22 protein-coding genes are annotated in these 22,376 nt (G+C 67.5%); 11 read left to right on the top strand and 11 right to left on the bottom strand.

Annotated elements, in window-relative coordinates; all coding sequences use genetic code 11:
- Nucleotides 1-990, top strand: coding sequence for a transglutaminase family protein (locus SGCZBJ_RS09460; RefSeq protein ID WP_101717748.1), 990 nt, complete (start codon nucleotides 1-3; stop codon nucleotides 988-990).
- 127 nt (nucleotides 991-1,117) lie between these two features.
- Here the strand turns inward: SGCZBJ_RS09460 and SGCZBJ_RS09455 are convergent, their stop codons facing one another.
- From SGCZBJ_RS09455 to cysT, 5 genes are all read right to left on the bottom strand, one after another.
- Nucleotides 1,118-1,978, bottom strand: coding sequence for an SPFH domain-containing protein (locus tag SGCZBJ_RS09455; RefSeq protein WP_101717747.1), 861 nt, complete (start codon nucleotides 1,976-1,978; stop codon nucleotides 1,118-1,120).
- A 10-nt stretch (nucleotides 1,979-1,988) separates the two neighbouring features.
- On the bottom strand, nucleotides 1,989-2,180 hold the full coding sequence (locus SGCZBJ_RS09450; protein ID WP_101717746.1) for a hypothetical protein: 192 nt from the start codon (nucleotides 2,178-2,180) through the stop codon (nucleotides 1,989-1,991).
- A 159-nt stretch (nucleotides 2,181-2,339) separates the two neighbouring features.
- The gene (locus SGCZBJ_RS09445; protein ID WP_101717745.1) at nucleotides 2,340-3,359 is read right to left on the bottom strand and encodes a sulfate/molybdate ABC transporter ATP-binding protein; all 1,020 of its coding nucleotides are present in this window, start codon (nucleotides 3,357-3,359) and stop codon (nucleotides 2,340-2,342) included.
- 12 nt (nucleotides 3,360-3,371) lie between these two features.
- Nucleotides 3,372-4,214: a sulfate ABC transporter permease subunit CysW gene (gene cysW, locus SGCZBJ_RS09440; RefSeq protein WP_101717744.1), complete on the bottom strand. Its 843-nt coding sequence runs from the start codon at nucleotides 4,212-4,214 to the stop codon at nucleotides 3,372-3,374.
- Nucleotides 4,214-5,083 (bottom strand): sulfate ABC transporter permease subunit CysT, encoded by an 870-nt coding sequence (gene cysT / locus SGCZBJ_RS09435; RefSeq protein ID WP_101717743.1) that lies wholly within the window; start codon nucleotides 5,081-5,083, stop codon nucleotides 4,214-4,216. The genes cysW and cysT overlap by 1 nt, the downstream gene beginning before the upstream one ends.
- A 349-nt stretch (nucleotides 5,084-5,432) precedes the next feature.
- Here cysT and SGCZBJ_RS09430 point away from each other — a divergent pair, with 349 nt between their 5' ends.
- On the top strand, nucleotides 5,433-7,397 hold the full coding sequence (locus SGCZBJ_RS09430; protein WP_165799286.1) for a rhamnogalacturonan lyase: 1,965 nt from the start codon (nucleotides 5,433-5,435) through the stop codon (nucleotides 7,395-7,397).
- Entirely contained in the window at nucleotides 7,394-8,725 is a 1,332-nt protein-coding gene (locus SGCZBJ_RS09425; protein WP_101717742.1) for an oligogalacturonate lyase family protein, read from the top strand. Before SGCZBJ_RS09430 ends, SGCZBJ_RS09425 begins: the two co-directional genes overlap by 4 nt.
- A 45-nt stretch (nucleotides 8,726-8,770) precedes the next feature.
- On the opposite strand, the gene SGCZBJ_RS09420 is transcribed toward SGCZBJ_RS09425, so the two are convergent.
- Nucleotides 8,771-9,742: a sterol desaturase family protein gene (locus tag SGCZBJ_RS09420; RefSeq protein WP_101717741.1), complete on the bottom strand. Its 972-nt coding sequence runs from the start codon at nucleotides 9,740-9,742 to the stop codon at nucleotides 8,771-8,773.
- Nucleotides 9,739-10,125: a hypothetical protein gene (locus SGCZBJ_RS09415; RefSeq protein ID WP_101717740.1), complete on the bottom strand. Its 387-nt coding sequence runs from the start codon at nucleotides 10,123-10,125 to the stop codon at nucleotides 9,739-9,741. Before SGCZBJ_RS09415 ends, SGCZBJ_RS09420 begins: the two co-directional genes overlap by 4 nt.
- A 137-nt stretch (nucleotides 10,126-10,262) precedes the next feature.
- On the opposite strand from SGCZBJ_RS09415, the gene SGCZBJ_RS09410 reads away from it, so the two are divergent.
- Nucleotides 10,263-10,670 carry a DUF805 domain-containing protein gene (locus tag SGCZBJ_RS09410; protein WP_101717739.1) on the top strand — a complete coding sequence of 136 codons (408 nt, stop codon included), beginning with the start codon at nucleotides 10,263-10,265 and terminating at the stop codon, nucleotides 10,668-10,670.
- 73 nt (nucleotides 10,671-10,743) lie between these two features.
- Here SGCZBJ_RS09410 and SGCZBJ_RS09405 read toward each other — a convergent pair whose 3' ends face one another.
- Entirely contained in the window at nucleotides 10,744-11,280 is a 537-nt protein-coding gene (locus SGCZBJ_RS09405) for a porin family protein (protein WP_101717738.1), read from the bottom strand.
- Nucleotides 11,281-11,589: 309 nt separating this feature from the next.
- Between SGCZBJ_RS09405 and SGCZBJ_RS09400 the strand changes: the two genes are divergently transcribed.
- Nucleotides 11,590-12,705: a beta-ketoacyl-ACP synthase III gene (locus tag SGCZBJ_RS09400; protein ID WP_101717737.1), complete on the top strand. Its 1,116-nt coding sequence runs from the start codon at nucleotides 11,590-11,592 to the stop codon at nucleotides 12,703-12,705.
- Nucleotides 12,706-12,754: 49 nt separating this feature from the next.
- Here the strand turns inward: SGCZBJ_RS09400 and SGCZBJ_RS09395 are convergent, their stop codons facing one another.
- A complete protein-coding gene (locus SGCZBJ_RS09395; RefSeq protein ID WP_101717736.1) occupies nucleotides 12,755-14,248 on the bottom strand; it encodes a M48 family metalloprotease in 1,494 nt (497 codons plus the stop codon).
- A 170-nt stretch (nucleotides 14,249-14,418) separates the two neighbouring features.
- Between SGCZBJ_RS09395 and tcyJ the strand changes: the two genes are divergently transcribed.
- The 4 genes from tcyJ to SGCZBJ_RS09375 all read left to right on the top strand — a co-directional run bounded on the left by tcyJ (nucleotide 14,419) and on the right by SGCZBJ_RS09375 (nucleotide 16,985).
- Complete coding sequence (gene tcyJ / locus SGCZBJ_RS09390) at nucleotides 14,419-15,216, top strand: cystine ABC transporter substrate-binding protein (protein ID WP_101717735.1); 798 nt, start codon at nucleotides 14,419-14,421, stop codon at nucleotides 15,214-15,216.
- A gap of 3 nt (nucleotides 15,217-15,219) precedes the next feature.
- Nucleotides 15,220-15,873, top strand: coding sequence for a cystine ABC transporter permease (gene tcyL, locus SGCZBJ_RS09385; RefSeq protein WP_101717734.1), 654 nt, complete (start codon nucleotides 15,220-15,222; stop codon nucleotides 15,871-15,873).
- Entirely contained in the window at nucleotides 15,870-16,610 is a 741-nt protein-coding gene (locus tag SGCZBJ_RS09380) for an amino acid ABC transporter ATP-binding protein (RefSeq protein ID WP_101717733.1), read from the top strand. Before tcyL ends, SGCZBJ_RS09380 begins: the two co-directional genes overlap by 4 nt.
- Before the next feature lie 63 nt (nucleotides 16,611-16,673).
- Nucleotides 16,674-16,985: a hypothetical protein gene (locus SGCZBJ_RS09375; protein WP_101717732.1), complete on the top strand. Its 312-nt coding sequence runs from the start codon at nucleotides 16,674-16,676 to the stop codon at nucleotides 16,983-16,985.
- Nucleotides 16,986-16,990: 5 nt separating this feature from the next.
- Here SGCZBJ_RS09375 and SGCZBJ_RS09370 read toward each other — a convergent pair whose 3' ends face one another.
- A complete protein-coding gene (locus tag SGCZBJ_RS09370) occupies nucleotides 16,991-17,719 on the bottom strand; it encodes an alpha/beta fold hydrolase (protein WP_101717731.1) in 729 nt (242 codons plus the stop codon).
- Between the two features lie 100 nt (nucleotides 17,720-17,819).
- On the opposite strand from SGCZBJ_RS09370, the gene recG reads away from it, so the two are divergent.
- Nucleotides 17,820-19,895 carry an ATP-dependent DNA helicase RecG gene (recG, locus tag SGCZBJ_RS09365; RefSeq protein ID WP_101717730.1) on the top strand — a complete coding sequence of 692 codons (2,076 nt, stop codon included), beginning with the start codon at nucleotides 17,820-17,822 and terminating at the stop codon, nucleotides 19,893-19,895.
- A 202-nt stretch (nucleotides 19,896-20,097) separates the two neighbouring features.
- Here the strand turns inward: recG and clpX are convergent, their stop codons facing one another.
- Nucleotides 20,098-21,360: an ATP-dependent Clp protease ATP-binding subunit ClpX gene (gene clpX, locus SGCZBJ_RS09360; protein WP_101715701.1), complete on the bottom strand. Its 1,263-nt coding sequence runs from the start codon at nucleotides 21,358-21,360 to the stop codon at nucleotides 20,098-20,100.
- 345 nt (nucleotides 21,361-21,705) lie between these two features.
- Between clpX and SGCZBJ_RS09355 the strand changes: the two genes are divergently transcribed.
- Nucleotides 21,706-22,365: an HAD-IB family hydrolase gene (locus SGCZBJ_RS09355; protein ID WP_101717729.1), complete on the top strand. Its 660-nt coding sequence runs from the start codon at nucleotides 21,706-21,708 to the stop codon at nucleotides 22,363-22,365.
- The last annotated feature ends 11 nt before the right edge of the window (nucleotides 22,366-22,376 follow it).

Genomic DNA, 22,376 nt, shown 5'->3' with positions numbered 1-22,376 from the left:
ATGCTGCTCGAAATCCGCCACGTCACCCAGTACCACTACGAGCGCCCTGTCCGCGAAAGCCTGATGGAGCTTTGGATGCAGCCCCAAAAGGGCGCGCGCCAGCGGCTGGTCAGCTTCGAGCTGGACGTCGAGCCGGCCGCCCAGCTGTTCTCCTATCCCGACAGCTTCGGCAACGCCGTCTATCACTTCGACGTCCCCCACCCGCATGACCGTCTGACCATCATCGCCCGCTCTGCGGTGGAGACCGAGCACGCGGCCGAACTGCCCGACAAGCTCGACATCGGCGAATGGGACCGTCTGCGCAGCGAGTTCGTGCGCGGGGAATGCTTCGACTTTCTGCGCCCGCACGGCTTCGTGCAGACGACCGAGCGCCTTTCGGCCTTCATCGCCCAGCACGACCTGGAGGCCCTGCGCCGCCAGGATCCGCTGACCGCCCTGCGGCGCCTGAACGAGACGCTCTACCAGTCGTTCGGCTACCAGCCGGGGCTTACCGACGCCGACAGCCCCATCGATCTGGCGCTGGAAGCCGGCAGCGGCGTCTGCCAGGACTTCGCCCACATCATGCTGGCCATCTGCCGCAGCTGGGGCCTGCCGGCGCGCTATGTGTCGGGCTACCTGTTCACCGACCGTGACGCGGGGGACCGCTCGGATCCCGACGCCACACACGCCTGGATCGAGGTGTTCCTGCCGAGCCTGCGTTGGGTGGGTTTCGACCCGACCAACAACTGCCTGACCGGCGAGCGCCACGTGGCCGTGGCCGTGGGTCGCGACTATGCCGACGTCACGCCCTCGCGCGGAGTCTACAAGGGCGACGCCGAGAGCCATCTGGCAGTCGGCGTCACGGTCCGCCGGGCCCGCGCGGCCCTGGCCGAGCCGGAATTCCTGCGCCTGGCCAAGCCTGCCTCGTTCGGCGCCCGCCGGCGCAACGGCGACGCCGCCGTCCACCAGGACCAGCAGCGTCAGCAGCAGCAACAACAGCAGCAGCAGTAGGACAGCCGCCTTGCCGAAAACCTCGTCCTTCGACACGCTCAGGATGAGGTTTTTCAGGCGCCGACGCCTAGCATGGTCCTCACCCTGAGCCCGTCGAAGGGCGAGGACCACGCACTGGGCTCAGAAACTAGTCGATCTTCACGAACGGCGTCGCGCCGCTGGTCACCTTGGGCAGTTCGCCATTCCACTTCTCGATGGCCTGCTGCTGCAGGACCTGGGGATTGGCGCGGATCGCCTCGCCCTTGATGCGGATCGCCTCGGCCTCGCCGCGCGCCTTGGCGATGGCGGCGTTGGCGAGCGCCGTCTCCTTGGCCTCCAGCGCCTTGGCCGCCAGGGCCTCCTGTTCCAGCTTGGTCTTCTCCTGCATGCGGTCAACCACGGCGCTCGGGTAGCGGATCGAACCGATCCAATCCATCTGCGACACGCTCACGCCGTGGCGGGCCCACTTGCCCGACACCCGCGCCAGCGCCTTCTGGACGACCATCTGGCGACCGCCGCTGTAGAGCGTCTCGACCGACACCCGCTCGGTCTCGGCGGCGATGGCCGAACGCACGTCGTTGCGGATCGGGCCATCCAGCAGTTGGTCGAAGGTCAGGCGGTAGGTCTGGTACAGCATGGGCGCCGAAGCCGGATTGACCTGCAACGTCACCGACACGTCGGCCGTCATCGGAAGGCCGGTGTTGTCGCTGAACGACAGCTCCTCGTTCTCGTTGCCACGCTCGTCACGGTCGCGGGTGTAGCTGTAGGTGCGCTGGATCACCGGGAACTGGACGATCTTCTCGCCAATCCCCCGGAAGTACCAGCGCGCCGGCAAGGCCTCGGGCGCTACGCCCGCGCCCGAGCCCAGGGTCCTGATCTTGACCCCGACATTGCCCGGCTCGACCGTCGTGCCCTGCGAGATCACCGAGCACGAGCCGAGCACCAGCACGGCGCCGGCTATAACGACGAGCGTGATCGCCCGCGAGTTCAGCGGCGAATGAATGGACATGGATTTTCCCTCAATGCGCCTTGGGCGCGCGTTTCGAAGCGGTCGGCGGGCGGGTCGCGATGGCGATGAACCGCGAGGCCAGGAAGATCAGTCCGGCCGCGCCGAGCGCGAAGGCGAGCGGCGCCGCGATCAGTCCCAGGTCCGTGCCCGAGCCCCACAAAGGACCCACGACGACGCGAACCAGGACGACCGCGAGGAGCACCCAGATCGTAAGAAGTGCGACAGCTTTCCCCAACATCCCCTCAGCCCTCATGGACCGGCGATATTCAATAGCTAGGCAGGGTAAGGCGCCCCTTCAATCAGAGCGCCCAGAAATTGCCGCGATTTAATCTTCGTCGAAATAGCCGGAAAGGGGCGGCGCTCAGGCCGCGTAGACGTAGCTCTTGCCGACGGCCAGCTTCACCACGCCAGTGAAGCGATCGGCGTCGGCGCGCGAGGCGGCGATTTCGATCCGAGCGCCGTCGGCCAGCACGGCGTCGACCCGCGCTAGCGCGCCCTGGGCGTTGACGCGCTCGACCTTGGCCTCCACACCGTCATCGGCCAGCACGAAGTCGTGCGGCCGCACGAAGGCCACAGCCGCGCCGTCCGCGACGCCCGCCGCCGGCAGCACCAGAGGACCGGCGATGAACTTGCCGCCCTCGACCTTCCCCTCGAAACGATTGGATTCGCCGACAAAGCCGCAGACGAAGGCCGAGGCCGGATTGTCATGCACCTCGCGCGGGGTGCCGATCTGCTCGATCTGGCCCTTGTTGAGGATCGCCACGCGGTCGGCCAGTTCCAGGGCCTCTTCCTGGTCGTGGGTCACGAAGATGGTGGTCACGCCGGTGGCGTCGTGCACGCGGCGCAACTCCTTGCGCAGCGACTTGCGCACCGTGGCGTCCAGTGCGCCGAACGGCTCGTCGAGCAGCAGCACGCTGGGCTGCACGGCCAGGGCGCGCGACAGGGCCACCCGTTGACGTTGCCCGCCCGACAGCTGCGAGGGATAGCGGCCGCCCAGGCCATCCAGCTCGACCAGTTTCAGAAGCTCGTCGACGCGCTTGGCGATCTCGGCCTTCGGCGGCTTGTCCTTGCCCTTCCGCACGTCCAGGCCGAACGCGATGTTCTTGGCGACGGTCATGTGCTTGAACAGCGCGTATTGCTGGAAGACGAAGCCGACCCGGCGCGCGGCGGCCGAGGCGTAGGTGACGTCCTTGTCGTGGAACAGCACTTGGCCCGCGTCAGGGAACTCCAGGCCCGCGATAGCGCGCAGCAAGGTGGTCTTGCCCGAGCCCGACGGACCCAGCAGCGCCAGCAGCTCGCCGTCGGCGATCTCGAGGTCGACATTGTTCAGCGCCGGATAGCGGCCGAACTGCTTCTGGACGGAACGGATGGAGATGGTCATGAGGCGTTCCGTTTAGTGGCCGCCCCGGCGCACGGCCGGTTGGGCGACTTCGAGGGCGGTCTTCAGCACGAGGGTGACGATGGCGAGCAGGCACAGCAGGGCCGCCACCGCGAACGCCCCCACGAAGTCGTACTCGTTGTAGAGGATCTCGACATGCAGCGGCATGGTGTTGGTCAGGCCGCGGATGTGGCCGCTGACCACCGACACGGCGCCGAACTCGCCCATGGCGCGGGCGTTGCACAGCAGCACGCCGTACAGCAGGCCCCAGCGTACGTTGGGCGTGGTCACCCGCCAGAAAGTGTAGAGACCCGAGGCGCCCATAGAGATGGCCGCCTCTTCCTCACTGGTGCCCTGCTCCTGCATCAGCGGGATCAGTTCACGGGCGACGAACGGAAAAGTCACGAACACCGTGGCCAGCACGATACCCGGCACGGCGAAGATGACCTTCAGGTCGTTGTCGAGCAGCCATTCGCCCAGCCAGCCCTGCATGCCGAACACCAGCACGTAGATCAGGCCGGCGACCACCGGCGACACCGAGAACGGCAGGTCGATCAGGGTGATCAGGAAGGCCTTGCCCGGGAAGTCGTGCTTGGCCACGGCCCAGGAAGCGCAAAGGCCGAATATGGCGTTGAACGGCACGGCGATGGCCGCCGTCAGCAGGGTCAGCTTCACCGCCGCCAGCGCGTCCGCGTGCAGCACGGCTTCAACGGCCGCCGGCACGCCCTTGCGCAGGGCCTCGGCGAACACGGCCACCAGCGGCAGGATCAGCACCAGCGCCAGGAAGACCATGACGACGCCGATGACCAGCGCCTTGACCCAGGTCGGATCCTCGGTGGGGTGACGGGCGCGCGCCATCAGACGAACCTCCGCGAAAAGGCCTGGATGGCGTTGATGACGAACAGCATCACGAACGAGACCACCAGCATGACCACCGCGATCGAGGCGGCCTGGGCGTACTGGAACTGCTCGAGCTGGATGATGATCAGCAGCGGCGCGATCTCGGACTTGTAGGGCATGTTGCCGGCGATGAAGATCACCGAGCCGTATTCGCCCACCCCTCTGGCGAAAGCCATGGCGAAGCCGGTCAGCCAGGCCGGGCCCAGCGCCGGCAGGATCACCCGCCAGATCGTCTGCAGACGGCCCGCGCCCAGACTGGCCGAAGCCTCCTCGACGTCGGCCGACAGGTCGCGCATCACCGGCTCGATCGTGCGGACCACGAACGGCAGGCCGATGAAGATCAGGGCGATGGTGACGCCGACCGGATTGTAGGCGGCCTTGATCCCCAGCGGCGTCAGGAACTGGCCGATCCAGCCATTGGGCGCGTAGAGGGTGGCCAGGGCGATGCCGGCCACCGCCGTCGGCAGGGCGAACGGCAGGTCGACCAGGGCGTTGATGACGGTCTTGCCCGGAAACTCGTAGCGGACCAGGGCCCAGGTGGTCAGCACGCCGAACACGCCGTTGGCGATGGCGGCGACCAGGGCCGCGCCGAAGGTCAGGCGATAGGCCGCCAGGGCCCGCTCGGAAAAGGCGGCGGCCACGAACTCGGACGGCGACAGCTCGGCCGCCTTCAGCGCCACGGCCGACAGCGGGATCAGCACGACCAGCGACAGGATCGACAGCGTGACGCCCAGGGTCAGGCCGAACCCGGGAATCGCAGACCGACGGCGAAACAGCGGACGACGCGCCACGGCGGGACGTTGCGCGGCAGGGGATTCGGCGGTCATGTCCTGATCGTCGTCCTGGTTCCGGCTGCGGCTCGCGGCCTCAAAGTGAACAAACGCGCGGGCTGCGCCTCGACGTCGAAGCGGCGCCAAGTTGGTGCGCTTAAATCTCCACTGCGCCGATGGGGTCAATTGAGATTTCTCGGGCGAGCCCCGTAGAAAAACTGTCCCTTCCGCAACCTGCCCCGCGCAAGCCAAACCGCGAAGCGAAATCGCAGGTCGAACTCAACCCGCAAAGTACAAGTTTCATAATATGAAACAACAGTGCAATTTATGGGAAACTTGTTGCGACTTTCGGTCGGCATGCGAAGATCGCACCAACAACGCGCATAATCCCTCGGGGGGAAGCCCAATGCCTCTTCGCCTTCACAAGGCCGCCATGCTGGCCTCGGCCGCCGCTTCGTTGCTGGCCCTGCCCGCTCTCGCCGCCCCGCGCCAGGTCGAACATCTCGATCGCGGCCTCGTCGCCGCCCCTGCCATAGATGGCGGTGTGCTGGTCGCCTGGCGCTACACTGGCGAGGACGCCCTGGGCCTGGCCTTCAATGTCTATCGCGACGGCAAGAAGCTGAACGCCAAGCCGCTCGCCTTCGCCACCAACTTCGTCGACAAGGCCGGCGTCGCCGGCGCGCGCTACACGCTCAAGGCGGTGACCAAGGGCAAGGAAGGCCCGGTCGAGGGCGAGACCATCGCCCTGAAGGACGGCTTCCTGACCATCCCGCTCGACAAGCCGAAGGGCGGCGTGACGCCAGACGGCGTGGCCTACGAATACACCGCCAACGACGCCAGCGTCGGCGACCTCGACGGCGACGGCCGCTACGAGATCGTCCTGAAGTGGGATCCGACCAACTCCAAGGACAACGCCTTCTCGGGCTACACCGGGCCGGTGCTGCTGGACGCCTACCCCCTGGACGGCAAGCGCCTGTGGCGCATCGACCTGGGTCGCAACATCCGCGCCGGCGCTCACTACACCCAGTTCCAGGTCTTCGACTTCGACGGCGACGGCCGCGCCGAGATCGCCGTGCGCACTTCGGACGGCACGGTCGACGGCGCGGGCAAGGTGCTGGGCGACGCCAACGCCGACTGGCGCGAAGGGCCCGAAGAGCGCCCGACCAATGACAGGACCGGCGCCGAGATCAAGCCGGACGGCACGAAGGTGGCCAAGCTCACCGGCCGCATTCTCAAGGGCCCCGAGTTCCTGACCGTGTTCGACGGCCGCACCGGCGCGGCGCTCGACTCGGTTCCCTTCTCGGCCCCGCGCGCGCCGGACACCGACGCGCCCAGCGCCGAGCAGATGACCAAGCTCTGGGGCGACGGCTACGCCAACCGCTCCGACCGCTTCCTGGCGGGCACGGCCTATCTGGACGGCGAGCATCCCAGCATCATCATGGGCCGCGGCTACTACGCCCGCACCACGGTCAGCGCATGGGACTTCCGCAACGGCAAGATCACCCAGCGCTGGCTGTTCGACAGCGCCGCGCCCGGCGTGCCCGAAGGCTTCGGCGGCCAGGGCAACCACCAGCTGTCGATCGGCGACGTCAACGGCGACGGCCGCGACGAGATCGTCTACGGCTCGATGGCGCTGGACGCCGACGGCAAACCGCTGTGGACCGCCAAGCTCTATCACGGCGACGCCCTGCACCTGGGCGACCTGGACCCGGAACGCCCGGGCCTTGAGCGCTTCGGCGTCAACGAGAGCCCGAAGATGAACGGCGGCATCGGCTCGGCCATGGTCGACGCCAAGACCGGCGAGGTTCTCTGGACCACCCCCACCGAGAGCGACACCGGCCGCGGCGTGGCCTTCGACATCGATCCCCGCTTCCCGGGCGCCGAAGCCTGGGCCAGCAATTCCAGCACGCTCTACACCGTCAAGGGCAAGCCGATCGAAGGCGTCAAGCATCCGCCGCAGATGAACTTCGGCGTCTGGTGGGACGGCGACGAACTGCGCGAGCTGCTCGACCGCAACAAGATCTTCAAGTGGGACTGGCTCAAGGGTGAGAGCAAGGTGCTGCTGAACGCCGAGGGCATGACCTCGAACAACGGCACCAAGGCCACCCCCACCCTGTCGGCCGACATCCTGGGCGACTGGCGCGAGGAGGTGATCCTGCGCTCGGAGGACAATACCTTCCTGCGCATCTACGTGACGCCCTACCCGACCGACCGCCGCCTGGTCAGCCTGATGCACGATCCGGTCTATCGCGCCGGCGTCGCCTGGCAGAACACCGCCTACAACCAGCCGCCGCACACCAGCTTCTACCTGGGGCACGGCATGAAGAATCCCGCGCGTCCGAACGTCGTCGCCGTGAAGGTGAAGCCATGAGAAACGTCCTGATCGGCCTGGCGACCGCCTTCGCCGTCGCCCTGCCCGCCCTCGCCCCCTGCGCTTTCGCCCAGGCCCCGGCTGCGCCCGCGGCCGCCCCGCCGCGCGAATGGATCGACAAGGACACCGGCCACCGCGTCGTGCGCCTGTCGGACGAGCCGGGCTCGAGCAGCCTCTACTTCAACTACAACGGCTACACGCCCCAGGGCGACAAGCTGGTCATCGCCACGCCCAAGGGCCTGAGCACGGTCGAACTGGCCAACCGCAAGCTGGCCCCGCTGGTCGAGGAGAACGGCAAGTTCCTGTTCGTCGGCCGCAAGACGCGCTCGGCCTACTACATCGTCACCGAAGGCCAGACCCGGGTGGTCAAGGCCGTCGACATCGACAGCAAGAAGGTCCGCGTCGTCGCCCGGTTCGACCGCGGCGACATCCAGACGATCAACGCCGACGAGACCCTGCTGGGCGGCGTGGTCGTGACCAAGCCCGAGATCGAGACCCGCCCCGACGGCATGCTCAAGCGCGACAACCGCTTCGACCAGGCCGACTACGCAGCCAACGGCCCGGACGGCAAGCCGCTGTCCTTCGCCGAGGCCAAGGAGGTGCGCCTGAACGAGCGGCTCGAGTCGAAGATCCCCATGGAGATGTTCGTCATCGACACCCGCACCGGTGAAAAGCGCGTGGTGCACGCGGCCACCGACTGGCTGAACCACCTGCAGTTCTCGCCGACCGACCCGAACCTCCTGATGTTCTGCCACGAGGGTCCCTGGCACAAGGTCGACCGCCTGTGGTTGCTGCGCACCGACCAGGCGAACGCCAAGCCGGTGAAGATCCACACGCGCACCATGAACATGGAGATCGCCGGCCACGAGTGGTTCAGCGCCGACGGCAAGACCGTCTGGTACGACCTGCAAACCCCGCGCGGCGAAGACTTCTGGGTCGCCGGCTACGAGATCGCGACCGGCAAGCGCACCTGGTACCACGTCCAGCGCAACGCGTGGTCGGTGCACTTCAACACCAGCCCGGACGGCAAGCTGTTCGCCGGCGACGGCGGCGACAGCGAGATGGTCGCCCACGCGCCGGACGGAAAGTGGCTGTACCTGATGCACCCGCGCGGCATTCCGGACGTCGCCGGCATCCATGCCCCCGACGCCGAGCACCTTATCCGCCCAGGCGTCATCGACGCCGAGAAGCTGGTCAACATGAGCGGCCACGACTACCGCCTGGAGCCCAACGTCAACTTCACGCCCGACGGCAAGTGGCTGGTGTTCCGCTCCAACATGCACGGCGCCAACCACGTCTATGCGGTGGAGTTGGCGAAGGCGAATTAGACACCGGGATTAAGCCCTCGTCCTTCGACAAGCTCAGGATGAGGGCTAATTCCGGCCTTGCAGTAAATCCTCGCCCTGAGCCTGCCGAAGGGCGGGGATTTCCCCCTTGAGCTCGGCTGCCGCCCTCTCCTCCCGCACCCGCCACTTGGCCTTGAGCTTATGGGAGGTCTCTCTTGACCCGTCGGGGCTCCACCCCGGCGGGCCGAAGAGATAGCCGATAACCTCGCGCGGCGAGCGGCTTCCCGCCAGGTCCTTCCCGATGCCGATCCACTCGTGGAAGACGTTGGCCAGGAGATTGAAGTTCGGCAGGTTCCGCACGATGCCGTATCGACAGGGCTCGGCGTCGTCTTCGGCGATGAAGGTGCCGAACATCCGGTCCCAGATGATCAGGATCCCCGCGTAGTTGGCGTCGAGATAGCGCGGGTTGCGGGCGTGGTGTACGCGATGGTGCGAGGGCGTGTTGAATACCGCCTCGAACCAGGCCGGCATGCGCCGCACGGCCTCGGTATGGATCCAGAACTGGTAGACGAGGCTGATCCCCTTCTGGATCGCCACCATGGCCGGCGGAAAGCCCAGGAACGACAGCGGCAGCCACAAGAGCCAGGTCCCAGCTACCCCTCCCGTCCAGGTTTGCCGCAGGGCCGTGGTCAGATTGTAGTGGGTCGAGCTGTGATGGTTGACGTGGCTGGCCCACCAGAAGCGCCGCTCGTGGCTCAGGCGGTGGAACCAGTAGTAGGTCAGGTCCTCGGCGAAGAAAAGCACGACCCAGGCCCAGATCGCCGTCATCGGGATCGTGAACAGCCGATGCTGGTAGACCCACAGGCTTGCGGCGAACACCGCGCCGCCGGTCAGCAGCCCGGCGATCGTGCTGCCTAGTCCCATCAGCAGCGAGGTCGCCGCGTCGCGCGGCTCGTAATTGGCCCTGGCCTTGCCGAAACGGGCGAGCAGGACCTCCAGCACGATCGCGATCACGAAGAACGGGATGGCGAGTTGGACAGGATCGAAGGCGGGTTTCATGCGGCGGCCTCCAGGGGCGGCCAGGGGCGCTCGCCCAGGCGAAGACGCGGCGCGCCGTCGACGGCCGCCAGGCGCACGCGCCCATCGGCCGGACTGGCCGCCACGACGTCGCGCCAGGCCGCAGAGCGGGCCACGTAGCCGTCGCCCTTGCGCCAGAGCACCAGCGCCAGGTCTCCCGCGCGAGCCACAACGGCGGCGGCGTCGCCGGCGATCCAGACCGCCTCGGCACGGTGATCCGGGAACTCTTCGGCCAGCAGAGCCCGCGCCGCGACCTCGTCCAGCGGCGGCGACGGCCGGGCGATCCTCGCCCAGGCCGACAGCCCCACCAGCAGGGCCACGGCCAGCGCCGAGCCCAGCAATTGTATGAGCAGCGCGTTGTTCATCGCCGCCTCCTCCCCCGTGTTGGTCGAAGGTCTGGCCGACCAGCGATCACGTCAAGCGGCAGAACGGGGGTTTACGCGACTGGATTCGCCGCTCAAGTTGCGAATCGCACGCATCACGCGGGGTAAGGGAAACGGGTATGTCTTTGATGTTCGAACCGCTGCGCAAATATGCGCAGTTCTCCGGCCGGGCTCGCCGTTCGGAATACTGGCTCTTCGCGCTGTTCACCTTCGCCGTCAGCATCGCCATCACGATCCTGCGGCTGATCGTCAGCGGCCCTCAAAGCCTGGAGAGCGGCAGCTTCGACGCCCTGGGCCTGGTCAGCCTGGCCTTCTCGCTGGCGATGTTCATTCCCAGCCTCGCGGTCTCGTTCCGCCGCCTGCACGACACCGACCGTTCGGCCTGGTGGATCCTGATCGGCCTGATCCCGCTGATCGGCGCGATCGTGCTGCTGGTCTTCTACATCCTGCCCGGCACGACGGGCCCGAACAAGTTCGGCCCGGACCCGAAGCAGACCCACACGGACGCCGCCGAAACCTTCGCCTGAGGCTTCGACGAGGCAAGCCAAAGCGCGCCGCCCTCGCAGGGAGAGCGGCGCGCTTTTTCTTTGCGGCAAGCCCTTAGAACTTGCGGGCGTAGCCCACCGACACGACGTTGGCGTCATCGGCGTCGTTGTCGCGGAACTGCTGACGCGTGTAGTCGACGCGCACGCCGTTCTTGTCGTCGAACTTGTACTGGGCGCCGACGCCATAGTTGACGCTGTCGGCGTCGAACTTGTTCTCCACGCCGGCCAGCTTCTGCTTGAACTGCGTGTTGCCGTAGCCGACGCGACCGATCAGGTCGATGTTCGGGGTCACCGGCAGGAAGCCGACGCCATAGACCGCGGCCGAGTGGGTCTGCTCGATACTGGAGCGGACGCCGGCGCGGTCGATGTTGTCGTCCTTCACGCCGCCGGACAGTTCGCCCTCGACGCCGAAGTGCGGGGTCAGCTTCGCGCCCAGGCGGCCCTGGATGGCGCCCGTGTCGGCGCCTTCGGCGCGCGAGCTGTTGTAACCGAGATTGCCGTAGATCTCCGGCGAGCTCGATTGAGCATGGGCCAGGACCGGAACAGCAGCGACCGACATGGCGGCCACGGCCGCAGACATGAGAACCTTCATTATTTTTACTCCTGGTACTGGGATTTCTTGTGCTCCCTCAGCCTCCTTTGGGTATTGGGGCAACGAGGCCCGTATTTGACCGCACCCTGACCTGTTTGGGGCCATTGCGTGACGTTTCCGACATTTGGACCGGTGATTATGGCCGCCTGCCGAAAGTTCCGCTGCGGCAGGTCGAATAGCCGCAACCGATGCAGGCAGGACACGCCCGCTTGGCAGGTGACGGCGGCGCGGGGCGTGCTATTGATCGCGTCCAAACAGTGATCAGATCGGCGCGCCCATGTCGCGCGCCGGCCCATCGGGACCGCCGCCTTGCATCAAGCCGTCATCGCCGCCACGGGGCTCTACACCCCGCCGTTCAGCATCTCGAACGTAGAACTGGTCGACGCCTTCAACGCCTATGTCGAACGCTTCAACGCCGCCAACGCCGAGGCCATCGCCGCCGGCGAGGTCACGGCCCTCGCCCCCTCCTCGCCGGAGTTCATCGAGAAAGCTTCGGGCATCAAGGCCCGCTACGTGATGAACAAGGACAGCATCATCGACCCCGAGGTCATGCGTCCGAACCTGCCCGAGCGACCCAACGACCAGATCTCGATCCTGGCCGAGATGGCCGTTAAGGCCGCACAAGCGGCCATCGACGCCTGGGGCAAGCCGGTCAGCGAGATCGGCGCGGTGATCTGCGCGGCCTCGAACATGCAGCGCGCCTATCCGGCCATGGCCATCGAGGTGCAGCAAGCGCTGGGCATCGAGGGCTTCGCCTTCGACATGAATGTCGCCTGCTCGTCTGCCACCTTCGGCATCAAGACCGCCGCCGACTTCATCGCCACCGGCAGCGCCAAGGCCGTGCTGATGGTCAATCCTGAGATCTGCTCGGGCCACCTGAACTTCAAGGACCGCGACAGCCACTTCATCTTCGGCGACGTGGCCACGGCCGTGATCCTGGAAGAGGCCTCGCAGGCGACGGGCGGCTGGGAGATCCTCGGCACGCGCCTGAAGACCCAGTTCTCGAACAACATCCGCAACAACTTCGGCTTCCTGAACAACGCCGCCCCGGAAGGCGTGGGCGCCAGGGACAAGCTGTTCGTGCAGGAAGGCCGCAAGGTGTTCCGCGAGGTGGTGCCGATGGTCAGCGAGATGATCGTCGAGCACGCCGGCGACATCGGCCTGGACGCCACGGCCCTCAAGCGCCTGTGGCTGCACCAGGCCAACATCAACATGAACGACCTGATCGCCCGCAAGGTGCTGGGCCGCGATCCCGAGGCCGGCGAGAACGTCATCATCCTCGACGAGTACGCCAACACCAGCTCGGCCGGCTCGATCATCGCCTTCCACAGCGCCAACGACGATTTCGCCCCCGGCGACACGGGCCTGATCTGCAGCTTCGGCGCCGGCTATTCGGCCGGCACGGTGTTCGTCAGGAAGCGCTAGCCGCGAGCCGCCCGATCGAAGGCCATCCCCGATGGATGGCCTTCGTCCCTTATCCGGGCGAGGCCGAGGCTCGCATGCGCTCCAGCGCCACGGCCACGGGCGCGCCGGCGCCCTGGGCCAGCGTCCAGCCGTCGCGCGTCCGGCCGATGGCGTAGCAGCGGCGCGACCCGCGCTCCTCGTCCAGACACAGCTTTCCGCCGGCGACGGCGTAGCGCCCCTTCGACCAGCCGAAGTCGTGCCGCTCGAACCACGTCCCGTCGGCCTTCAGCGCGATGCCGTCCATCCCGACCGGCAGGTTCGGAAAGACCACGATACGGTCGGCGAAAGCCGCCTTGGCCACGGCGTCAGGCGCCGCCTGCGAAACGGGCTTGGGATGCGCAGCCTTCCATTCCATGGCTCGCCGGATGCGGCGACCGACAGCCGGATGGTCGTAGAACATGACCTCCTCCAGCCTCCCGGGCATAGGCGCGCGATACTCGACCGTCTTAATCAACGCCTTGGCCAGGCCGTCCGGCTCGTCGAAGTGGACCAGGCTGTAGCGGTCGGCGTCGCTCTCGATGATGCGGATCAGGCTGTTGGTCACCGGCGTCGCCAGAAGCAGCAGCACGGCCAGCACCGCGCTCAGCACCGGCAGGCCGGCTGGATCGGACAGCCCCCTGATCCCCTCGCCGCCCATCAGGCGGCACGCCGGCGCGAACAGCCGGTCGACGAGGAAGAAGGCCAGGATCGCCAGCAGGCTCGTCACGCCCACGATCCACAAGGCGTGCTGATGGGCGTAGTGGCCTATCTCGTGCCCGACCACCCCGCGCACCTCGGCGATGTCCGCGCCCTTCTTGAACATGGTGTCGCTCATCGCCACGCGAGCCGAGCCGAACAGGCCCGAGACGTTGGCGGTATAGGCGTTTGACTGCTTGGAGCCGTCGTAGATGAAGATTTTGTCCGACGGCACGCCGACCTGACGCGCCATGGCGACGACCTCGTCACGGACCGGTCCGGCCGGCGCGGGCGTGTATTTGTTGAAGATCGGCTCGATGTAAGGCGGCCCGAGCAGCATGCCGATGGCGATGAAGACCGCGGTCAGTCCGCCGCCCCACAGCCACCAGGTGCGCGGCGCCTTGCGGATCAGGGCGTATAGGAAGGCGAAGAACAGACCGCCGATCAGGCCGGTGAGAACCAGCAAGATCGTGCTTTCCGTCAACCAGCCGATGAAGCTCTGGCTGGTCAGGCCGTACTGCCTGGGCCGCCACCAGTCGCTGTAGATGCTCCAGGGCAGCGACAGCACGGCGTCGAAGACGATGTAGAGTCCGCCGATCCAGTAGCTGACCAGCAGCGGGCGGTTTCGCCGTCCCTCGAACCTGCGCCTCAGCACGACGAGCACGCCGCTGCGTACGATCAGGAACGCGACCAGCAAGGCGACCAGCGCGCCCCATAACAGCAGCCAGTGGCCGCCGTGCGTATAGGCGACCGCCTTGGCGTGCGCCTCTGGCGAAATCTGCGCCAGATAGGCCGCCGTGGCCGCGGCCGGATCGAAGGTGTGGGCCATCCGCGCTTCCCCCGAAAAGCAAACAGTCGGCAGCAAGCCAGAGCGAACGGACCACGTCAGGTTAAATCGCCGTCAGGTCGTGCTTGAACGCCCATGCAGCCGCCTTGCCCCTGGCGGCGCCGGCGCAGCGGTATAGAACTGGACCGATGACCTTTGCTTCGAGGCCCGCCATGCGATTCCCCGCTCGCCGTGACATCCTGCTCGGCCTCGGGGCCGGGAGCGCGCTGGCCCTGGCCGGCTGCGGCGGCAAGGAGTCAGCCGGCGGCCAGAGCGGCGCGGCCCGCGTGGAGGCGACCAAGACCCTGCGGATCGGCCTGGAAGGCACCTACCCGCCGTTCAACTTCCAAGGCCCGGACGGCCAGCTGACCGGCTTCGACGTCGAGTTCGGCAAGGCCCTGGCCGACCAGATGAAGGTGAAGCCGCAGTTCGTCGCCGCCCCGTTCGCGGGCCTGCTGGGCGCGCTGGAATCGGGCCGCACCGATGTCGTCATCAACCAGATCACCATCACGCCCGAACGGGCGGCCAAGTACGACTTCTCCAAGCCCTATACGGTCTCGGGCATCCTGATCATCGTACCCAAGGGCAAGGCTGGCATCACCGGCCCCGCCGACCTCGCCGGCAAGAAGGTCGGCGTGGGCTTGGGCACCCATTACGAGCAGTGGCTGCGCCAGAACCAGCCCAAGGCCGAGGTCCGCACCTACGACGACGACCCGACCAAGTACCAGGACCTGCGGGCCGGCCGCATCGACGCGGTGCTGAACGACCGTCTGGTGGCCGCCGACTTCCTGAAGACCGCGCCGGACCTGGTCGCGGCCGGCCCGCCCTTCGCCCAGCAGAGCCAGGGCGTGGTGATGAAGCGCGACCCGGCCCTGAAGGTCCTGATCGACGAGGCCATCGACGCCCTGCGGGCCGACGGACGCCTGGCCGCCATTTCGCAGAAGTGGTTCGGCCTGGACGTGACCCACTAGCCGATGGACGCCGCCGAACTCATAGCCCAGTCGGTTCCGCTGCTGCTGAAAGGCGCGGGCTATACCGTGCTGCTCAGCCTGATCGGCATGGGCCTTGGCCTCGTGCTCGGCTTTGGCCTGGCGCTGATGCGGCTGTCACGCTCGCCGTTCCTTCGCTGGCCGGCGGCGATCTATGTCTCGGCGTTCCGGGGCACGCCGCTCCTGGTGCAGCTGTTCCTGATCTATTACGGCCTGCCCCAGTTCGGCGTCGAGCTGCCGCCGCTGGCGGCGGCCGGTATCGGCTTTTCCCTGAACGTGGCCGCATACGCCGGCGAGATCCTGCGCAGCGCCATCGCCGCCGTCGACAAGGGCCAACGGGAGGCGGCCGCAGTTCTGGGGCTGTCGCCGAGCCAGGCCATGCGCCGGATCATCCTGCCCCAGGCCGCCCGCACCGCCGTGGCGCCGCTGTCCAACAGCTTCATCAGCCTGGTGAAGGACACCTCGCTGGCCGCGACCATCCAGGTGCCCGAACTGTTCCGCCAGGCCCAGCTGATCACCGCCCGGACGTACGAGATCTTCGCCATGTATCTCAGCGCCGCGGCCATCTACTGGATCGTCTCCAGCCTGCTGGCGCTGGGCCAGGGGTGGCTGGAACGCCGCGCGGAGGCCCGCCGATGAGCGCCATCGAGGCCAAGGGCCTGTCCAAGCGCTTCGGCGACACGGCCGTGCTGAACGGCGTCGACCTGGCGGTGGCGCCCGGCGAGGTGGTGGCCGTCATCGGCCCCAGCGGCTCGGGCAAGAGCACCCTGCTGCGCTGCCTGGCGGGCCTGGAGACGCTGAACGGCGGAACCCTGTCGATCGCCGGCGTCGCGTCCGGCGGCAAGGTCCCCCTGGCCCGCGCCCTGAAGGGGCGGGTCGGGTTCGTGTTCCAGAACTTCAATCTCTTCCCGCACAAGACCGCGGTCGAGAACGTCGCCGAGGCGCCGATTGTCGTGCGCGGCGATCCGCCCGCCAAGGCCCGGGAACAGGCCCTGGCGCTGCTGACCAAGGTGGGCCTGGCCCATCGGGCCGACGCCTATCCGGGCGCCCTCTCCGGCGGCCAGCAGCAGCGCTGCGCCATCGCCCGGGCCCTGGCCATGGATCCGGAGGTCATTTTGTTCGACGAACCGACCTCGGCGCTCGATCCAGAGCTCGTGGGCGAGGTGCTGGCGGTCATTCGCGACCTGGCGGCCGAGAAGCGGACCATGGTCATCGTCACCCACCAGATGGACTTCGCCCGCGAGGTCGCCGACCGAACGATCTTCATGGATGAGGGCGCGATCCTGGAGGAAGGCCCGTCGGCGATCCTGTTCGCCGAACCCCGCGAAGAGCGAACACAAAGGTTTCTCAGCAAATTGCGAAGCTTGCAGCCATAATTTAGCCTCTGGCGCCCCGCACCCCTCCCGGGCTACGCCGCGTGTGTCTAGAGGCGAGGATTCGTGAAACCCTATATCGACCTGAAAGGCGCTTCGGGCGCCGTCTATCGCTACAAGCTGGCCGAGGATCGCGACCCGCGCACCACGATCGCCGGCAACTACCTCTATGTGAACGCCGAAGGCGTCGTGGTGTTCGCCGGCGAGGCCAACAATCTGCACGACTCGACCCGCGGCTTCGCCGAGGCGGCCGAGAAACACAGCGCCGAGCATCTCTACATCCGCCTGAATGTCTCGGGCGCCGCGCGCGCCGACGAACTGGCCGACCTGCTGGCCGAACTGTCGCCGGTGGGCAACCCCGTGCAAGCGGAAGACTGATCGCGTCAGGCCTCGGCGAAGAACTCGCCGAGCCTCGCGACCACTTCGGCCTGGGGCGACAGGATCGCCTGCAGGTGGTCGCCTGGCGTCGACAGGAACGGCAGGTCGTTGGCCGCCGCGAAGGCTTGGGACGGCGCGTGATAGGGATCCGCCGTCCCGTCCCACAACAGCACCGGAACGCCAGCGCCCAGCACCGCCTGCGCCGCGCCGTCCAACACGTTCAGCGCCTCGAAGCAGGCCTGCATGGCCGGCAGGACCTCCGGCGTCACCCAACTGACCAGCGCCGGCGCGACCTGCTGGCTGAAACCCCAGAAGATGTCGAACCGGATCGGCCCGGCCGGTCCCTTGGGCACGCCGCCCGCCAGGTCCCAGCCGCCGATCGTCAGCGACGCCAGGCGCTGGGGATAGTATTTGGCGACGCCAACCGCCATCCAGCCGCCCATCGAGTAGCCGACCAGGTGCGCCTTCTCCGCGCCCAGGGCGTCGAGCACCGCCACGATGTCGCCCGCCCGCTGGTCCTGGGCGTAAAGGGCCGGATCGGCCGGCTTGTCGCTGAGGCCATGCCCCAGGGAGTCGATGCAGGCCACGGTGAAGCGATCGGCCAGGGCGGCCAAAAGGCCGTTAGCCCGCCAGCTATCGGCGTCCATGAACAGGCCGTGCTGCAGCACCACGAGCGGCCCCCGCCCCTCCACCGTGTAGTGGATCTTATGGCCGCGATGGGTGGCGAAGGGCATGAGCGAGTCTCCGATAAGCGGGGCCGTTAGTCAGTCCGGTCCACAAATTCGCGCAAGGCGAACGGGACGAGAACACCTTGCCTTGGCTATCCTCCCGCCGATGCGTCCCGAGTCGCTCTTTCCTCTGTTCGCCGACATCTCGACCCTCAAGGGGGTCGGACCCCGCGTCGCGCCCCTGGTCGAGAAGCTGGCCGGGCCGATCGTGCGCGACGTGCTGTTCACGCCGCCGCAAAGCCTGATCCGCCGCACGGCGACGACGGCCGCCTTGGCCCAGGACGGCCAGGTCCAGACCTTCGTCGTCACCATCGACGCCCACCTGCCGCCGCAGCGTTCGGGCCAGCCCTGGCGGATCCGCGGCTGGGATGAGACAGGTTTCGTCACACTGGTCTGGTTCAAGGGCCACGGCCCGCACCTGGAGCGCCAGCATCCGGTCGGAACGCGACGGGCCGTCAGCGGCAAGGTCGAGCGGTTCGGCTCCGAGATCCAGGTCGCCCACCCTGACTACATGCTCGAGGCCGAGCGGATCGACGAAATCCCGCCGATCGAGCCGGTCTATCCGGCCACGGCCGGCCTGCCCTCGCGCACCTTCCGCAAGTTCGCGCTGGAGGCCCTGTCGCGCGCCCAGGACCTGCCTGAATGGCAGGATTCGGCCTGGATGGCCCGCGAGGGCCTACCGCCCTGGCGGGAGGCCTTCGAGCGCCTGCACGGGCCCGAAGGCGAGATCGACCTGTCGCCTATGTCGGCGGCGCGCCGGCGCCTGGCCTATGACGAGCTGCTGGCCCACCAGTTGGCCCTGGCGCAGCGCAAGGCCGGCAAGCGCGCCCAGCCTGGGCCGCGCATCGCCTCCGGACCACTGGCCGAGGCGGCCGAGAAGGCCCTGCCCTTCCGCCTGACCGGCGCCCAGGTGCGGGCCCTGTCGGAAGTGCGCGGGGATCTCGCTCGCGGCGAGCGGATGAGTCGCCTGCTGCAAGGCGACGTCGGCTCAGGCAAGACGGTGGTGGCCATGCTGGCCATGGCCGACGCGGCCGGCGCCGGCTTCCAGTCGGCCCTGATGGCCCCGACCGAGATCCTGGCCCGCCAGCACTACGAGACCCTGGCCCCGCCGCTTGAGGCGCAAGGCCTCGCCGTCGTGCTGCTGACCGGCCGCGACAAGGGCGCGGCTCGCGCCGCCAAGCTGCAAAAGCTGGCCGACGGCTCGGCGGCCGTGGCGGTGGGCACCCATGCCCTGTTCCAGGACGACGTGGCCTTCCAGAACCTGGCCCTGACCATCATCGACGAGCAGCACCGCTTCGGCGTCAACGAGCGTCGGCGGTTGCAGGAGAAGGGCGAAGGCGTGCACCTCCTGGCCATGTCGGCCACCCCGATCCCTCGGACGCTGGAACTGACCGTGTTCGGCGACCTGGACGTCTCGCGCATCGACGAGAAGCCGCCAGGCCGCACGCCAGTAGCCACGCGCGCCGCGCCGACGCCGCGCGTGCCCGAGATCGTCGATCGCCTGCGGGCCGCCATCGAGGGTGGCGCACAGGCGTTCTGGATCTGCCCGCTGGTCTCGGAGTCCGAGAAGGTAGATCTGCGCGCCGCCGAGGATCGCGCCGCCGATCTGCGGAAGATGCTGGGGCCGCGCGTCGGCCTGGTGCACGGCCAGATGCCGGCGGCCGAAAAGGACGCGGTCATGCAGGCCTTCGTCGACGGCGAGGTCGGCGTTCTGGTGGCCACCACCGTGGTCGAGGTGGGCGTCAACGTGCCCAACGCCAGCATCATGGTCATCGAGCATGCCGACCGGTTCGGCCTGGCGCAGCTTCATCAGCTTCGCGGGAGAGTGGGTCGCGGGATGCGCGAAAGCTCCTGCGTGCTGCTCTACGATCCGCCGCTGTCGGAGGTGGCGCAACAGCGGTTGGACATCCTGCGGCGCTCCGACGACGGCTTCGAGATCGCCGAGAAGGACCTGGAACTGCGCGGCGGCGGCGATCCGCTGGGCCTCAAGCAGAGCGGTTTCCCGGCCTACCGCCTGGCCGACCCGGTGGCGCACCGCGACCTGATCGCCGTCGCCGCCGACGACGCCCGCCTGATCCTGGCCCGCGATCCGGCCCTGACCTCGCCGCGCGGCGAGGCGGTGCGGACGTTGCAGGCCCTGTTCGACTGGAAGCCGGCGTCCGGACTGAACGACGCGGGGTGACTCCCTGTGGAACCTCCCCCCCGTGGGGAAGGCGATCGCGTAGCTATCGCTGGGGGGAGTGGCGATGACCTCCGAGCATAGCGGAAGCTGAAAACATCCCCCTCCGGCCTTGGGCCGCCCCCCCCACAGGGGGAGGTTCCAAACGAAAAACGGCGGGCCCTTTGGGACCCGCCGTTCTCGTTTCAGCTTGCGTCGCCGGCGGTTAGGCCGAGGCGGCGCCGCCCTTCTTTTCCGCGTAGATCAGCAGCGGCTGGGCCCGGCCTTCGACGACCTCGGCGTTGACCACCACTTCCTCGACGCCCTCGTAGTTGGGCAGTTCGAACATGGTCTCCAGCAGGATGCCTTCCATGATCGAGCGCAGGCCGCGGGCGCCGGTCTTGCGGGCGATGGCCTTCTTGGCGACCTGGTGCAGGGCGTCCTCGGTGAAGGTCAGGCCGATGTTCTCCATCTCGAACAGGCGCTGGTACTGCTTGACGAAGGCGTTCTTCGGCTCGGTCAGGATCTTCACCAGGGCGGCCTCGTCGAGGTCCTCCAGGGTGGCGATCACCGGCAGACGGCCGATGAATTCCGGGATCAGGCCGAAACGCTGCAGGTCGTCGGGCTCGACGCCACGCAGGATCTCGCCGGTGCGACGGTCTTCCGGATCGGCGACCTTGGCGCCGAAGCCGATCGACTTGGCCGAGCCGCGGGCCGAGATGATGCGTTCGAGACCCGCGAAGGCACCGCCGCAGATGAACAGGATGTTCGTCGTGTCGACCTGCAGGAACTCTTGCTGGGGATGCTTGCGCCCGCCTTGCGGCGGCACGGAGGCGACGGTGCCTTCCATGATCTTCAGCAGGGCCTGCTGCACGCCTTCGCCCGACACGTCGCGGGTGATCGACGGGTTGTCGGACTTGCGGCTGATCTTGTCGATTTCGTCGATGTAGACGATGCCGCGCTGGGCGCGCTCGACGTTGTAGTCGGCGGCTTGCAGCAGCTTGAGCACGATGTTCTCGACGTCCTCACCCACGTAACCGGCTTCGGTCAGGGTGGTGGCGTCGGCCATCGTGAACGGCACGTCGATGATTCGAGCCAGCGTCTGGGCCAGCAGGGTCTTACCCGTACCGGTCGGACCGACCAGCAGGATGTTCGACTTGGCCAGTTCCACGTCGTTGTTCTTCGAGGCGTGGTTCAGGCGCTTGTAGTGGTTGTGCACCGCGACCGCGAGCACCTTCTTGGCGTGACCTTGGCCGATCACGTAGTCGTCCAGGACTTCGCAGATCTCGCGCGGCGTCGGGACGCCGTCCTTGGACTTCACGAAGGCGATCTTGTGCTCTTCACGGATGATATCCATGCAAAGCTCGACGCATTCATCGCAGATGAACACGGTGGGTCCGGCGATGAGCTTGCGCACTTCATGTTGGCTCTTTCCGCAAAAAGAACAGTACAGGGTGCTCTTGGCGTCGCCGCTGGCGGCTTTCGTCATGGTCGCTTCTCACGCTAGGGCGGATACGGCGAAAGCCGCTACCGCCGACTCCCAACGCGTATCCCGCCACCGAAGCAACAGGATACCCAACGGGAGTTGTCTAATCCTTGACATTCCCCGATCCGAACGCGCGGCACAAGCCTTGGAGCCCGTTTCCGGCGCCAAGTTCGTGGATGTTTCGGTTCTGACCATGGGATTCCATCCCTAGATGGGACGACTGTAGGCCAAAGCAAGCGATCAGTGGGCTGCGGAACATCGCCGCAGGCTCTAATCTTTCTGCAAGCGACCGGAATCGTGCTGCAAGCGGCGCCGCAAAAAGGAGTTCGCCCGGTGGGCGGAGACGAGATGTCCGAGATTCACGAGGCGTCGGAAGACGCTCACGCCCCGACGCACACCGAAGCCAGCCCCCCGCTGGTAGCCTTCGACTTCGACGGCACGCTGACGGTGCGCGACAGCTTCACCGCCTTCCTGAAATGGCGGGTCAGCGGCGGCCGCTGGACGATGGGCATGATCCGCCTGGCGCCGGCCGCCCTCTCCTACCTGTTCCACCGTGATCGCGGCCGCATCAAGGCCGCGGCCATCCGCGAGTTCCTCAAGGGCGTGCCGCAGGAGCGGCTGGAGGCCCAGGCGCGCACCTTCGCCGAGACCCACGCCCAGAGCCTGTTTCGCCCCGACGCCCTGGCGGTGTGGCGGCGCTGGCGAGCCCAGGGCGCCCGGATGGTGATCGTCACCGCCTCGCCCGACACGGTGGTCGCCCCGTTCGCCCGCGGCATCGGCGCCGACCTGCTGATCGGCACCAAGCTGGCCTACGACCTGAACGGCAAGGTGACAGGCGGCCTTTCGGGCCCCAACTGCCGGGGACCGGAAAAGGTGGTGCGCCTGCGCGAGACCTTCGGCGAGCGCGTGAAGCTGGCGGCCGCCTATGGCGACACCTCTGGCGACACCGAGATGCTGGCCATCGCCCAGGAGCGCGGCTACCGCATCTTCAAGGGCAAGCCGGTCTGATAGACCCTCCC

Source organism: Caulobacter zeae (assembly GCF_002858925.1).
GTDB lineage: Bacteria > Pseudomonadota > Alphaproteobacteria > Caulobacterales > Caulobacteraceae > Caulobacter > Caulobacter zeae.
The sequence above is the reverse complement of the archived record's forward strand: the minus strand, read 5'-3'. Positions and strand labels throughout refer to the sequence as shown.

What these genes read in the sequence shown, in the direction of transcription:
- SGCZBJ_RS09425 (WP_101717742.1), top strand. Translation starts at nt 7,394, where the DNA reads ATGAGAAACGTCCTGATCGGCCTGGCGACCGCCTTCGCCGTCGCCCTG.
- tcyJ (WP_101717735.1), top strand. Translation starts at nt 14,419, where the DNA reads ATGCGATTCCCCGCTCGCCGTGACATCCTGCTCGGCCTCGGGGCCGGG.
- clpX (WP_101715701.1), bottom strand. Translation starts at nt 21,360, where the DNA reads ATGACGAAAGCCGCCAGCGGCGACGCCAAGAGCACCCTGTACTGTTCT.
- SGCZBJ_RS09370 (WP_101717731.1), bottom strand. Translation starts at nt 17,719, where the DNA reads ATGCCCTTCGCCACCCATCGCGGCCATAAGATCCACTACACGGTGGAG.
- SGCZBJ_RS09420 (WP_101717741.1), bottom strand. Translation starts at nt 9,742, where the DNA reads ATGAAACCCGCCTTCGATCCTGTCCAACTCGCCATCCCGTTCTTCGTG.
- SGCZBJ_RS09405 (WP_101717738.1), bottom strand. Translation starts at nt 11,280, where the DNA reads ATGAAGGTTCTCATGTCTGCGGCCGTGGCCGCCATGTCGGTCGCTGCT.
- cysW (WP_101717744.1), bottom strand. Translation starts at nt 4,214, where the DNA reads ATGGCGCGCGCCCGTCACCCCACCGAGGATCCGACCTGGGTCAAGGCG.
- SGCZBJ_RS09380 (WP_101717733.1), top strand. Translation starts at nt 15,870, where the DNA reads ATGAGCGCCATCGAGGCCAAGGGCCTGTCCAAGCGCTTCGGCGACACG.
- SGCZBJ_RS09460 (WP_101717748.1), top strand. Translation starts at nt 1, where the DNA reads ATGCTGCTCGAAATCCGCCACGTCACCCAGTACCACTACGAGCGCCCT.
- SGCZBJ_RS09395 (WP_101717736.1), bottom strand. Translation starts at nt 14,248, where the DNA reads ATGGCCCACACCTTCGATCCGGCCGCGGCCACGGCGGCCTATCTGGCG.
- recG (WP_101717730.1), top strand. Translation starts at nt 17,820, where the DNA reads ATGCGTCCCGAGTCGCTCTTTCCTCTGTTCGCCGACATCTCGACCCTC.
- SGCZBJ_RS09410 (WP_101717739.1), top strand. Translation starts at nt 10,263, where the DNA reads ATGTCTTTGATGTTCGAACCGCTGCGCAAATATGCGCAGTTCTCCGGC.
- cysT (WP_101717743.1), bottom strand. Translation starts at nt 5,083, where the DNA reads ATGACCGCCGAATCCCCTGCCGCGCAACGTCCCGCCGTGGCGCGTCGT.
- SGCZBJ_RS09415 (WP_101717740.1), bottom strand. Translation starts at nt 10,125, where the DNA reads ATGAACAACGCGCTGCTCATACAATTGCTGGGCTCGGCGCTGGCCGTG.
- SGCZBJ_RS09430 (WP_165799286.1), top strand. Translation starts at nt 5,433, where the DNA reads ATGCCTCTTCGCCTTCACAAGGCCGCCATGCTGGCCTCGGCCGCCGCT.
- tcyL (WP_101717734.1), top strand. Translation starts at nt 15,220, where the DNA reads ATGGACGCCGCCGAACTCATAGCCCAGTCGGTTCCGCTGCTGCTGAAA.
- SGCZBJ_RS09445 (WP_101717745.1), bottom strand. Translation starts at nt 3,359, where the DNA reads ATGACCATCTCCATCCGTTCCGTCCAGAAGCAGTTCGGCCGCTATCCG.
- SGCZBJ_RS09355 (WP_101717729.1), top strand. Translation starts at nt 21,706, where the DNA reads ATGTCCGAGATTCACGAGGCGTCGGAAGACGCTCACGCCCCGACGCAC.
- SGCZBJ_RS09455 (WP_101717747.1), bottom strand. Translation starts at nt 1,978, where the DNA reads ATGTCCATTCATTCGCCGCTGAACTCGCGGGCGATCACGCTCGTCGTT.